9 protein-coding genes are annotated in these 13,624 nt (G+C 41.9%); 2 read left to right on the top strand and 7 right to left on the bottom strand.

Features of this window, described 5'->3' with window-relative positions; genetic code table 11:
* The first annotated feature begins 22 nt into the window (after positions 1-22).
* Positions 23-1,846 carry a RagB/SusD family nutrient uptake outer membrane protein gene (locus ACYVJ6_RS09625; RefSeq protein WP_460693845.1) on the top strand — a complete coding sequence of 608 codons (1,824 nt, stop codon included), beginning with the start codon at positions 23-25 and terminating at the stop codon, positions 1,844-1,846.
* A gap of 93 nt (positions 1,847-1,939) precedes the next feature.
* On the opposite strand, the gene ACYVJ6_RS09620 is transcribed toward ACYVJ6_RS09625, so the two are convergent.
* From ACYVJ6_RS09620 to lepA, 5 genes are all read right to left on the bottom strand, one after another.
* Complete coding sequence (locus ACYVJ6_RS09620; RefSeq protein WP_460693844.1) at positions 1,940-4,306, bottom strand: beta-L-arabinofuranosidase domain-containing protein; 2,367 nt, start codon at positions 4,304-4,306, stop codon at positions 1,940-1,942.
* 10 nt (positions 4,307-4,316) lie between these two features.
* The gene (locus tag ACYVJ6_RS09615) at positions 4,317-5,666 is read right to left on the bottom strand and encodes a glycoside hydrolase family 27 protein (RefSeq protein ID WP_460693843.1); all 1,350 of its coding nucleotides are present in this window, start codon (positions 5,664-5,666) and stop codon (positions 4,317-4,319) included.
* A gap of 111 nt (positions 5,667-5,777) precedes the next feature.
* On the bottom strand, positions 5,778-7,877 hold the full coding sequence (locus ACYVJ6_RS09610) for an alpha-L-arabinofuranosidase C-terminal domain-containing protein (protein WP_460693842.1): 2,100 nt from the start codon (positions 7,875-7,877) through the stop codon (positions 5,778-5,780).
* Between the two features lie 243 nt (positions 7,878-8,120).
* Positions 8,121-9,002 (bottom strand): bifunctional 5,10-methylenetetrahydrofolate dehydrogenase/5,10-methenyltetrahydrofolate cyclohydrolase, encoded by an 882-nt coding sequence (locus tag ACYVJ6_RS09605; protein ID WP_460693841.1) that lies wholly within the window; start codon positions 9,000-9,002, stop codon positions 8,121-8,123.
* Positions 9,003-9,126: 124 nt separating this feature from the next.
* Positions 9,127-10,914 (bottom strand): translation elongation factor 4, encoded by a 1,788-nt coding sequence (gene lepA, locus ACYVJ6_RS09600; RefSeq protein ID WP_460693840.1) that lies wholly within the window; start codon positions 10,912-10,914, stop codon positions 9,127-9,129.
* A 135-nt stretch (positions 10,915-11,049) separates the two neighbouring features.
* Between lepA and ACYVJ6_RS09595 the strand changes: the two genes are divergently transcribed.
* Positions 11,050-11,601 (top strand): cupin domain-containing protein, encoded by a 552-nt coding sequence (locus ACYVJ6_RS09595; protein WP_460693839.1) that lies wholly within the window; start codon positions 11,050-11,052, stop codon positions 11,599-11,601.
* 18 nt (positions 11,602-11,619) lie between these two features.
* Here ACYVJ6_RS09595 and ACYVJ6_RS09590 read toward each other — a convergent pair whose 3' ends face one another.
* Positions 11,620-12,903 carry a DNA polymerase Y family protein gene (locus tag ACYVJ6_RS09590; protein WP_460693838.1) on the bottom strand — a complete coding sequence of 428 codons (1,284 nt, stop codon included), beginning with the start codon at positions 12,901-12,903 and terminating at the stop codon, positions 11,620-11,622.
* 183 nt (positions 12,904-13,086) lie between these two features.
* A complete protein-coding gene (locus ACYVJ6_RS09585) occupies positions 13,087-13,605 on the bottom strand; it encodes a DinB family protein (protein ID WP_460693837.1) in 519 nt (172 codons plus the stop codon).
* Between the last annotated feature and the right edge of the window lie 19 nt (positions 13,606-13,624).

Here is a 13,624-nt window from a genome sequence, read left to right as displayed (position 1 = left end):
ATGTTATTTAATTAAAAAAGAAATGAGAAGTACAAGATTTTTAGTAAAAGTGGCCTTAGTTGCCGCACTTACAACAACATTTTCATGTAAGAAATATCTTAATGAAAATATCAATAAGTCAACCATAGGTGATGATGTGCAATGGAACTCAGAAACCAATGCAGACATCTTTCTGAATAGCATGTATGGACAATTAACGGCAATGCATAATACGCCTGATTATCTGGACAATTTTACAGATGATAATGATGGCGGTATTTACTGGCGCTCATGGCAGTGGAGACAAGGTATTGTTGACCCAACTACAGCCGGTGGTGTGCCGCAAGCCGATTTTCAGGGTGGAAGTGCGTTTAACAATGCTCATTATGCTGCATGGGATCAGACCTATCATCGTATAAGAAGATGTAACCTTTTTATAGAAAAAGTTACTGAAAATAAGGGCAATGCTTTTAGCGCTGCGTGGGCTGCTAAACGTTTAGACGAGGTTAAGTTTTTAAGAGCATACTGGTATGCCATGTTATGGCAGCACGTTGGTGGTTTGCCAATTATTACCAAAACCCTTAACAATCAGGATGGATCTGAAATATTCTACCCGCGTAGTACTTTTGAAGAAACCTTTAATTTTATTGTTAACGAATTGGATGCTATTATAACTAATAACAAATTAGCTGTTAAATACAACAATGGCAATGCTGATGCGGGCCGCGCAACTTTAGGTGCAGCAATGATGGTTAAGGGATGGGTACAGCTTTATGCTGCAAGCCCGCTGTTTAACTCAGCAGGAGGTTATGTACTGCCTGATCCGGGTAACTTTGTACATTTTGCTACTCCAAGCACTGCACGTTGGGCAGCCGCTGCCGCTACCTTTAAAAAGTTTATGGATACCTATACACAATATAGCTTGTTTCCAAAAATGAGCGAATTTTGGTATGTAGCTAATGAGTATAACTCTGAGGTAATTTGGGACAGGCAACAAGTTTCAGGTGCCGGTGGCCCTAATAACCAGATGCAAAACAACGTTGACCAATATGGCGGCCCGGTTTGGATCTTGGGTGTATATCACACTTGGGGTAACTATAACCCAACTCAGGAACTGGTAAATACTTACAGAATGGCAAACGGTAAACGTATAACTGATCCAACATCAGGTTATGACCCGCAACATCCTTATGTTGGTCGTGAGCAACGTTTTTATGACTTTATAGTATTTGACGGTGCTACATACAAACAAGACTGGATGCCTACTGCAGATGTTATCTATACTCGTATTGATAAGGTTAAACCTTCTAAAAACGAGATAGATTTTGGATCAACCGATAATACCAACACCGGATATTTCTTTAAAAAGAAATTAAACAACCTGGCACCTGAAGGTGGTAACCAAAGTGGTCAAAACTACGTATACTATCGTTTTGCAGAAGTTTTATTAGGGTATGCTGAAGCTCAAAATGAAGCTGTTGGCCCTGATGCAAGTGTTTATAAAGCGTTAAACCTGGTAAGAAACCGCCCTTCTACCAACATTGGCGATGCACCTGCAGGTATGACTCAGGCCGAAATGCGCCAGGAGATCAGAGAACAGCGTCGTATAGAGTTTGCTTTCGAGGCAAAGCGTTTTTATGACATTATGCGTTGGAAAACAGCTAAAGATGTACTGAGCGTTGATTTACACGCAATGAAAATCACCAATACAGTACCTGCTGACAATAGTGGAGTTTGGAAATATGAGGAAATTGTACTTGGAGGTCGTAACTACAAATTTACTGACAAAATGTACATGAACCCTGTACCGCAATCTGTAATAGATGTGAATCCAAAACTAAAAGGCCAACAAAATCCAGGCTATTAATTATAAAAGGTAAGGTTAAATAAATGGTTAAATGAGGAAGGGGCCCCAATTGGGGCCCTTTTTTTATGCTTATAGTATAGGTGCAAATATGAATTATTTCTTCATCAGCCTTACTTCATAAATATCTCCTGTTGTTGATCCGTCAGCAGCTAAAAATTTAACCTTTAATGTACCATTCGATGATCTTAATAGGTCTTCTGTAATAGGATAATCAACAGTATAGAAGTCATTACCCTTACTGCCATCAAGGGCTACTTTGGCTAATGGTTTGTCATTGATCAATATGGAGAACTGTTTGTTTCTGTCTCTCCCAAAATAGGTAACTCGTAAAGCCGACGCCTCTTTATTTTTATCAATTAAATTATAGCTAAACCAGCCTTTAGCATTACGGTAATGCATAGTACGGTTAAGTCCTGTTGTTGAGTTGTCGCTTTCAATAAAGTGGTCAGATTCCGGCTGTTGTTCGCCAGCCATTACCAGGTCTACTGTCATTGCTCTTAACTTAGCTGCAGCGGCTTCACTTTCGGCAAGTTTTTGTTGTATAGGGATAATGCTTTGAGGTGTTTCCTTCTCCCAGTATATCACATACCTTGAATCATGCAATTTGTAAAACGGAATAAGTTTTAGCGAATTATATTTAGCCGGGTAAACCAACCCTGAAACACTATAGGTTAGTGGTTGGCCGGCAATTGGTTTTATTAAAGAGGCATCATCAGTAGTATTACTACTTACAAACATAGGCATTTCCTGTAAAGGATATTGTTTGCCCGGTGCAACATGCCCCATCCGGCTATCATCAGCCATTAACCTGGTTAAATCATTTTCGTTAAGTTTTGCAGCTAAAACTATCGGCCCGTGTACTACAGCCTCAAAGTTTGAACCATCCGGTAGTAACTCCATCTTAGTTTGCATAGGCAATTGTATAGTTATCACATCGCCTTTTTTCCATGCCTTTTTTATCGCGACATAAGTTGAAGGTTGTGCCGATGTTTTAAACTCATTTCCATTTACTAAAATTTTAAAGCCACCCGGTTTTACCCATGATGGATACCTCACGTTTATAGCGAAAGTGCTTCCGACCTTAACTTCGTTAATGGTTAAATTGGTTTTTTCTTCTTCAGGGAAAGTTGTTTGTTGGGTAATTGTTACACCTTTTTGTTTCCAGTTTAATTTTGATGGAATAAACAAGTTTACATACAGGTCATTTTTATCATGCGCGTAAATTAATTCGCCATATTTGGCATGATTCTCTATACCTGTACCTACACAGCACCACATAGCCTCCTGCGGTTGCGAATACACCCGGTAATGGCCCGGGCGCATAGGGGTAAAGTAAACAAAACCACCATTACCCGGATGCTGTGATGATAGTATATGGTTATACAATGCCCGTTCGTAATAATCCATATAGCTAACCTTCGGGTCGGATAAGAACAACGCGGTGGTTAGCTTAAGCATATTGTTAGTATTACAAGTCTCAGGTCCCTCAACGCTATTGATCATCGAAGAGAAATTATTTATGGGATTAAAGTGCTCGCTTACACTATTACCACCAATGGCCACTGTGCGGTGTTCTACTACATTATCCCAAAAGTTCTCAGCGGCTTTTTCATAGTTTTTATCATCATTTAAATCAGCTATGCGTTTAAAACCAATAATTTTGGGTATTTGTGTATTGGCATGCAGCCCGGTCAATTTATCCTCTCCGGCTTCCAATGGCTTTAAAACTGCCTCATGCGAAAAAGCGTAAGCTGCGGTTAAGTATTTCTTATCACCGGTTAGTGCATAAACATCAGCCAGTGTTTCATTTATGCCGCCATGCTCTGTTTGCAGCATTTGCTGAATTTGCTGGCCGGTCAGCTTTTTTGACATATCAACAAACCAATCGCCAAACTTAATAAACATGGCTTTTGCGGTTTGGTTGCCTGTGTATAAGTAAGCATCACGCAGCCCTGCAAAAGTTTTATGGATATTATAAAATGGCACCCATTTTTTCTTGATAGCGTCAACATCACCTTTGTTCACGGCTGCCCACAATTCCTTGCTCCCGGGTACACCGCCTACATAACCATCACCATTAGCATCCTGACATTTTTTAAGCTCATCAATCATATAATTTAAGCGTGTCAGTGCTTCCTTGTTTCCGTTTGATGCATACATTAATGCCAGGGCGGTTAAATAATGCCCGCCAATGTGTCCGTCAAGCCCGGTGTTTTCCCAATTGCCATAGCTTTCGGCCTTTGGTTTTAAACCGGCCTCGCGCAGGTAGGGTGCCAATAACCGGTCAGGTTTCATCTCCATTATATAATGCAAATCGGTAGTCTCGGCACTTTTAAATATGCCGGGTAGTAATGTTACATCCTGAAGTTTAAATTCCTGTAGTTTGGCATTGGTTGTTACCTGTGCAGTAGCAGATAATGCTGTAATTAATAGTATGCCTGCGAAAGATTGTTTGATCATTGGTTTTAATTTATTTAGCCGAAATTCTGTATAGCCCCGCTCCATGTTTATTTATATTTTTTGTAAGTGTTCCTGTAACTGTTCCAATATCTGCTTTTTTCCATAAGTCGCGTACTTTGTGAGTGCCATTTAACCCAAGGTCCTTTAATGATACACTGATTGGTTTGTCGCCAGCTTCATCACCTATATTAAATAATGCCACATATTTATCACCGGTTTTAGGGTCATCAGCTACCCAGCATGCAGCATTTATATTTCTAAACAATTGTTTATTGTTTGCGCTGCTATTAAGTATAGCTAATACCTCGTTATTAGTTAATAACGATAAAGTAAAGGCATCATTATCCGGCAAATTACCACCAAACATTAATGGCGAACGAAACATGCACCATAAAGTCATTAAAGTATATTGCTCATCCTTAGTAAATGCACTCATCCGCGGGTCTCCACGCTCGGCCCTAATACCTATATGGCCAAGTGGTAACATATCTCCATCCGGCCAGCCGCCGGCAATGCGGTAAGGGTTCCAACGCTCAAAAACATTAAAGTGATCCTTTAGCATTGGCCAGTTATCCCAAAAATCATCAACCGTGCGCCACATATTGGCATGTTGCTGCACGTGTGGTGCCGATGCGATAGGGGTTTCGCCGGGTGATGTGCTTAAAACAATCTTCCGGCCGCAGCCGTCAATTGCTTTACGTATCATTTCTACCTCGCCGGTATGATACGGGCGCGAAAGATCATCTATCTTAATAAAATCTATACCCCAGGCTGCATATAGTTTAAATAGCGAGTTATAGTATTCCTGTGCACCCTCACGACCGGCCACAACGGTATACATATCCTTTAACCATTTGCATTGTAACTCGGTGCTGTAAATATCTTTAGCGGTGGCTTTGCTGCCCATAATAGGCAAATTGCGCTTTACCGCTTCAACAGGTACGCCACGCATGATATGAATGCCGAATTTTAAACCCTTGCCATGTATATAATCAGCTAATGGTTTAAACCCTTTGCCGCCTGCGGCAGATGGAAAGCGGTTAACAGCAGGTTGAAAACGGCCATATTCGTCCAATACATAATCAGGATTAGTTTGATTATAACCATGTGCTTTATCATTACCCACATACCACCTGATATCAACAACCACATATTCCCAGCCCGATTTTTTTAGGTTTTTTGCCATATAGTCGGCATTGGCTTTTACTTCGCTTTCAACTACTGTTGGCCCAAAGCAATCCCAGCTGTTCCATCCCATAGGCGGGGTAGCGGCCCATTGATGAAAATCTTTGGTTTGGCCGTAAGCAGCACCAAGCAGTAGGGTAGTTGCAAATAATAAAAATGTTCTTTTAAAATTCATATACTTAGGTTTAAACAGGTTATTGGTTATTCAAATTTAGTTAAAAAATTAACCCTGTTCTATTTATATAGAAACAGGGTTATCAATCATAAATTTAAAGAATTGCTTATTTTACTTTAACTGCGTTTGCAGCTGTATCACGCTTATAGAATATGGTTCAAATTCACGTGTAAACGTTTTGGCTATTCCTTTTATTTTGGATGTAACCGGTACTATATGTTCCGGGTCATCAATGGTATTTGTATCTTCAGGCTTGTCGCCTTTTAGTACAACCAATGTAGCCTCAGGCGATAATTTGGTAACGCCTTTTAAATCGATAGTAATCGACTGGGCTTTTGCTTCAGTATTAACCACCTTTAAATAAACAACACCTGTTTTGCTATCTTTTGTTGTTACAAAATAAATAGACGGAACAGGTTTAGGAAGCGTATTTGCTGTACTATCTCTGCGTGTAGCGGGCCTGGTATGCATAGGTAAATTTTGAGCAGCAGTATTAACTACATTATCACCTAAATAGTTGCTGAACATTTTTTGAGCGTAATAGGCAGGCGAACCATAGCTGGTAAGACCATTATAGCCTATCATGTTCCAATTCCATTGCCATCCCCTGGGGTTTGTATTCACGTTAGTAAATGCCGGCGCATAGCATGACATTACTACCAGGTCAGAGTTTCTTTCCATCCCGGTCATCCATACCGCATCGCCTAATGCTGAGTTTAAGTTAGTAGTTGGAGAACCTTCTTGTGTTGCCCACTCGCCAACAAATATTTTGGGGCCTTTACGGCTATAGGTATCGTATTTGTCTGCCATGTACTGCATATCCCAATTTTTACGGTAGTAGTGCTCGTCCAATACATCCACCTGGCTTGAGGTTACTTTTTGGGTTGGATACTGTGCATCGGCAATGGTCGAAATAATTTGCAGTTTAGGATATTTTGCTTTTATGGCATTGCGAAATTGCGTAAACCTGCCATCATAACTTCCGGTGCGATCAAACCAATCTTCATTGCCTACCTCAACATAAGTTAATTTAAAAGGCGCAGGATGGCCATTTTCTGCACGTTTTTTACCCCAATAGGTATTTACGCTTCCGGTTACATATTCAATTTCGTCTAATGCATCATCAACATATGTCTTTAATAATGGCCCTGCATCAACATGGTCATTACGTAATGAATATCCTGCATAAACAGCCAATACAGGCTCCATATGCGCGTCTTCGCACCACTCTAAAAACTCAAGTAACCCTAAACCGTCAGATGCGCGGTAACCCCATGATCCATTATGGCCGGGACGGTCTTCCAACTGTCCTAAAGTAGTCTTCCACGGGAACATATCATTTAAGTAGGGCCCCTCTAAATAGTTACCTCCGGGAAAACGTAAAAACTTAGGTTTCATATCAACCATCAGTTTCATCATGTCAGGTCTGTTACCGTTTGGCCTGTTGTTGTAAGTGGGTGGAAACAACGATACCAGGTTAAAATAATATATACCCGGTCGGGTGGTTGAAATTACAAAACGTGCATCGGGCACGGCTTTAAAGTCGGCGCCGGTAGTTAGTTTTAATGAATATTTTTTCCAGAAAATGCTTTTCTCAAGGTTTATAGTGCCTGAGGCATACACAGTTTTGCCGTCTTTGCTTTCAATGCTTACACTGATAGGTCCTGCAGCTTCGTCAGGAATAACCGGGCCGGTTGGCGCCGGGGCAGGACGATTGCCACCACCACCGCCACCGCGTACAGGTGTACCGCCGCCTTTGATGTAAAAAGAAGCACGGTAAGTAGTTTGTGGTTTAACAGGTATTCCCCAGTAACCTTCATTACTAACACCAGCGCGTGTTCCGGGTTTTTCAACAGTTAGTCTTAAACAGGTAGTAAGCGAGCCGTTAATGGCATTGCGTTGCTCGTCAGCAGGTATATTGGATGGGTTGGCCGCTATCAATTTAATGTCTGCTTTAGCATCACCGTCCTTTACAACGCTCCATGCATCGGGGGCATTTGGGTTATCTTTAAATATCCGGTTCTTGATCAACTCGGCATATAAGCCACCGTCATAAGAGTGGTTAATCTCTTCGGTCATTAAACCATAAAGCATTGGGCTTACTTTAACACCGGGTTTGGTTAAGTCAAGTGTTAATTTTGTTTGCGCGTGTAGGTTAGTAGCTGCAAAAAGCCCCAATAGTACCGCAGGTAAGAATGTTAATTTGTTCATTTTAAGTTAATTGGTGGTGTGTATTAATGTAAGGTTGACATTAATGTAAGGCTAATGTAAGAGTAAAAATCTGTATATAATAAAATATTATGATATCAAATTTGTTATAAACGAATCAAAAAGTAGTTGAACGGTCTGGTTGGCCAACCAACCCGGCTATTAACGCCTTGTCCCGCTCCGCGAAATTTTAGCGCATAGAAAAACGCGTCATCTGCCCCGGGGGGTATCCCTGGCGGAAGATTATTATGGATAAACTTCTTTCTTAGCCGAAGCCAACGTGTTTTTTAATAACCCAATAATAGTCATTAAGCCTACACCACCGGGTACCGGGGTTATCCACGAAGCTTTTGGAGCAACATTGTCAAAATCCACATCGCCATACAACTTAAAGCCCGATTTGGTGGTGGTTGATGTTTCGCGGTTCATGCCCACGTCAATAACAACAACGCCATCTTTTACCATATCAGCCGTAATAAAATTCTTTTTGCCTATGGCTACGATCAGGATATCAGCATCAAGCGTGAATTTTTTAATATCAGGTGTGCGGCTATGGCAAATGGTTACGGTACAGTTGCCCGGCTGGGTATTGCGCGCCATTAATATGCTCATAGGCGAACCTACAATGTTACTGCGGCCAACTACTACGCAATGCTTGCCAGCAGTATCAATACCGTATTCTTTCAGCATCAATGTAATGCCATAAGGTGTTGCGGGAATAAATGAAGGCAAATTACGCTGCATACGGCCCAAATTAACGGGGTGAAAGCCATCCACGTCCTTGCGGTGATCAATACGCTCGGTTACTTTTTCAGGGTCTATATGTTTGGGAAGAGGAAGCTGAACGATGATGCCGTCAATATCCGCGTCAGCATTTAATTCTTCTACCTTTTTTAATAATTCTTTTTCGCTAACGGTATCTTCATAACGTACCAAAGTTGACTGAAAGCCTACCTTTTCGCAGTTTTTGATCTTGCTGGCTACATAGGTCTCGCTGCCGCCATCATGGCCAACCAATACGGCTACCAAATGCGGTTTGCGCCCGGTTTTTGCCAGATAAGCCGCTGCCTGGTCGGCTATTTCTCCCTTAAGTTTTTCTGATACGTATTTTCCGTCGAGTAATTGCATATATCCTACATCAAATTGTCATTTCGACGAGGTACGAGGAGAAATCTATACATATGCAACCCTGCTTGTGTATAGATTTCTCACTACGTTCGAAATGACACAATATTTATATAATCGGTTTTACTTAATCCAATTTCAACACCGCCATAAACGCACTTTGTGGTATCTCTACATTACCAACCTGACGCATGCGTTTTTTACCGGCCTTTTGTTTCTCCAATAATTTACGCTTACGCGATATATCACCACCATAACATTTGGCGGTAACATCTTTACGCATAGCTTTCACCGTTTCGCGGGCTATAATTTTAGCACCTATTGATGCCTGAATAATAATTTCAAACTGCTGGCGCGGTAAAAGCTCTTTCAGCTTCTCGCAAATCTTTTTACCAAAATCATACGAGTTACCGCGGAAGATCAATGATGACAAAGCATCCACCGGCTCTGCGTTTAGTTTGATATCCAAACGCACCAGGTCACTCGGGCGGTAGCCTATCTGGTGATAATCAAATGAGGCATAGCCTTTGGATATGGTTTTCAATTTATCATAAAAATCAAAAACGATCTCGCCCATTGGCATCTCGAACACAAGTTCCACACGGTCGGATGTCAAATACGATTGATTTTTAATAAACCCACGTTTCTGTATACACAACGACATTACCGGCCCCACAAATTCAGATTTGGTAATAATGGTCGCTTTAATATAGGGCTCCTCCACCCGGTCAATTTTACTTGGGTCGGGCAGATCGGATGGATTGTTTACGGTGATCTCTTCGCCGCGGGTAGAATAAGCCAGGTATGATACGTTGGGTACGGTAGTAATTACCGTCATGTTAAATTCACGTTCCAAACGCTCCTGGATGATCTCCATGTGCAGCATCCCCAGGAAACCGCAACGGAAACCAAAGCCCAATGCGGCTGATGATTCCGGTTCAAAAACCAGCGACGCATCATTTAACTGCAGTTTCGCCATCGATTCGCGCAACTCTTCGTAATCTTCAGTATCTACCGGGTAAATGCCCGCGAAAACCATCGGTTTAACTTCCTCAAAACCTTGTATGCCGGTTTCGCAAGGGCGGTTAATGGTGGTAATGGTATCACCCACCTTCACCTCGCGCGATTCTTTGATACCCGATATGATATAACCCACATCACCGGTTTTGATCACGTCCTTAGGCAGTTGTTTTAATTTTAGCGTACCAACTTCCTCCGCAATGTATTGCTTTTCGGTAGCGAAGAATTTTACTTTATCGCCTTTGCGTATCTCGCCGTTTACTACTTTAAAGTAAGCTACAATACCACGGAAGGAATTATAAACCGAGTCGAATATCAAAGCCTGTAATGGTGCTTCCGGGTCGCCAACTGGGGCGGGTACGCGTTCAACGATGGCGCGTAGTATATCATGTACGCCCATACCGGTTTTGCCCGACGCGGCTAAAATTTCTTCACGCTTGCAGCCTATTAGCTCTACAATCTGGTCCTTTACTTCCTCGGGCATAGCGCCGGGCAGGTCCATTTTGTTCAATACCGGGATGATCTCCAGGTCATTTTCTAAAGCTAAATACAGGTTTGATATGGTTTGCGCCTGTATTCCCTGCGCCGCGTCTACAATTAGTAATGCACCCTCGCAGGCGGCTATGGAACGCGATACCTCGTACGAGAAATCTACGTGTCCCGGCGTGTCGATCAGGTTCAATACATATTTCTGGCCATCCAGCTCATAATCCATTTGTATGGCATGGCTTTTTATGGTGATACCGCGCTCGCGTTCAAGGTCCATATCGTCAAGCAATTGGGCCTGGCTTTCGCGCTGGGTAATGGTATTGGTATATTCTAACAACCTATCGGCAAGGGTACTTTTACCGTGGTCAATATGTGCTATAATACAAAAATTACGTATGTGCTTCATTTAGCGCAAAAGTAGGTTTTTTAGGTGATATTTTTTAGTGCTGAAATATGCTTTAGCCCGGTGTGTTTTTGAATTATTATTAAAAACCACTCAAAATCAATATTCGTATATTAGTTATCTATAAACCAGTGCATTATGTCATCACAATTAAGAAAAATTTATAATCCGATACAGAAGGACACCGTAATTTTTTTAAAAACAGCTGCCGAAACTAATGGTGAATATACATTGGTTGAAGTTGAACTGGCCGATGGTGGAGGAGTGGGCCTGCACTACCATAAAACTTACAGTGAAAAGTTTGATTGTTTGGAAGGAGTGGTACAGGTAGGATTAGGTAAAAAAATCTACACACTGCACCCGGGAGATTCTGCCACCGCGGAACCAAATATTAATCATTTATTCAGGAACAGAAGCGGCGCGCCCTGTAAGTTTACAGTTGAATTAAGACCCGCCAGTGTTGGTTTTGAGCAATCCTTGCAGATAGGATATGGCTTAGCAACGGATGGTTTATGTAAAAAAAATGGCTTCCCCAAAAATAAACTGGCGCTTGCCTGGTTATTTGATATCAGCGAAAGTAACCTGCCCGGCTGGATGAGTATTTTTGAATTTATATTACGTAAACAGGCAAAAAAGGCCAGGGACAAAGGGATTGACAAAGCGCTTACCGAACAGTATGTGCGATTTTAACAAAGGCAAAATACACCGTTACCCCATCGCCTTATAATCCAGATCCGTCAGATCCTTTACCGAACCAAAGCCTATTACATCTTGGATCACTTTTCCATCGGTCATTTCAACGGCGCGTATCAATTTGTCCGACCCAAATTTGTCTTTGATCTCGTGCATGGTTTTAAAGGCGGTTTCCTTGCGGTCCATATCCTCAAATAAACTGTACAGCATATTGCCGTTATTTACAAAGTTGGTAACGCCCACGCGCATACTGTTTATGCGGGTGTTTAAAATAGGAGGGGTTTGGGTTAGTTTTTCAAACTTATCCATGCGGATGCGTATCATCTGCATCAGGCTGATGGCATCCTGCACCGGGGTAGTGATGGTAAAAGCATCATCCCAGCGGGTACCATCCTCATACATAGCCGTAAACGCAACCGACTTACAATAAAATTTATGGCTAACCATCCGTTTTTCCAGCGTTAGGCATAGCGTCATAAACAGTTGTTCAATGTAACTGATGTGCTGCCTTTTTTCTGCGGATATCTGGCGCATGGCCTGCATACCCTTATAATCTTGAGCCGCAATATTGGTTTCAATAAAGTTGAGGCGGTAATGCCAGTAAATACCTTCTATCCCCTTAAAAATAGATTTTAATTTATCCGGCCCGGCATAGCGCATTTCTAAAGGTGTTTTTATCCCGGCACGCTCCAAACGGTAACTCATATTGCCCCCAATACCCGGCATATCGCCCAGTTTTAGCGGGCGCAATATCTCGTCAATATTTTGCGGCGTTATCAATAACAAACCGCCCACCTTTTTACCACGTACCGACCCCAGTTTGGCCAAAAAAGCATTGGGTGCTATCCCTACCGAGCACGTTAGCCAGTCGCCTACTTTTTCTAAAATATCGCGTTTAATGTTTTTGGCAACGGTAACCGGGTCAAGATGAGGGTAGTTGGTAAGGTTAATGATAGCCTCGTCAATACTCTTAGCAACCACATCCTTGCTATAAGTTTGTAAAACGCCAATTATTTTGGTGTGGTACTCCCGGTAACGGTTAGGATTGCTTTCTACCGGCACCAGGTCGGGGCAAATGGCCATGGCATCATTTAATCGTAGGCCGGCTTTTAAGCCGCGTTCTTTGGCCTCTTTTGAAAGCGATATAACACACCCATACTTGCCGGTATACACACATACCCCCACGGGCCTGTTACGCAGCCAGTAATTAACCTGCTGCTCGCAACGGGCAAAGTAACTGTCCATATCTACAAACAGTACCCTCGATTCGGTTTTTACTTCAACAGAGTTTTGATTCACAAAACAAATTTGCTAATAATTTTAGCAAATTGCAATGTTTGTGAAGAATAAAAGGGAGTATAGATTAAAAAAAATGTCATTTCGAACGTAGAGAGAAATCTATACATATGCTACGTAGGCTGTGTATGGATTTCTCCTCGTACCTCGTTCGAAATGACAATTAGGGTAAGGTATGTTTGTATATTAAAACAACATTTCCTGCGGTGGCTTAACGCCTTTTAAACGCAGGTATGGTGTAGTTTGTCCGCGGTGGTGTGTTTGGTGCTCAAACGCTTTAAACAGTATCATACCTTTGGTCATTTGCATATTGGCAAAGGTCGTCGTTTCCTGCATTTGGGCAGGGGTCATCGCTTCAATAGCGCTTATGACATAATCATAGCTATCCATAACCACTTTGGTAGTAGCTTCTTTAGTTTGGGGGACCGTTTTTTCGGCATTAGCTGCTATTGGATTAGCTTTACCTGTAGCCGTAGGAATAAAAAAGCCGGCGGCATCTACAATATGCAGCATTTGCCCGGCAAAAGTGCGTACACTGTCGGTAGGTTTAAAAGTATAACCGTCGGCAGGCATAGCATCTAAATAAGTTTTAGTATACGCCTTAGCGCGTTTCCACTCGGCTATTTGTTGTTCTTTGGTTAACTGTGCAAATGCGGTAGTGCAGGTAATTGCAAACAGGGCAATTAAAAAGGCGATTTTTTTCATGATCGTATGGGTTGTGTTT

The organism is Mucilaginibacter puniceus, assembly GCF_054783175.1.
Note: the sequence above shows the minus strand (reverse complement) of the source record. Positions and strands in the feature narration are given on the sequence as shown.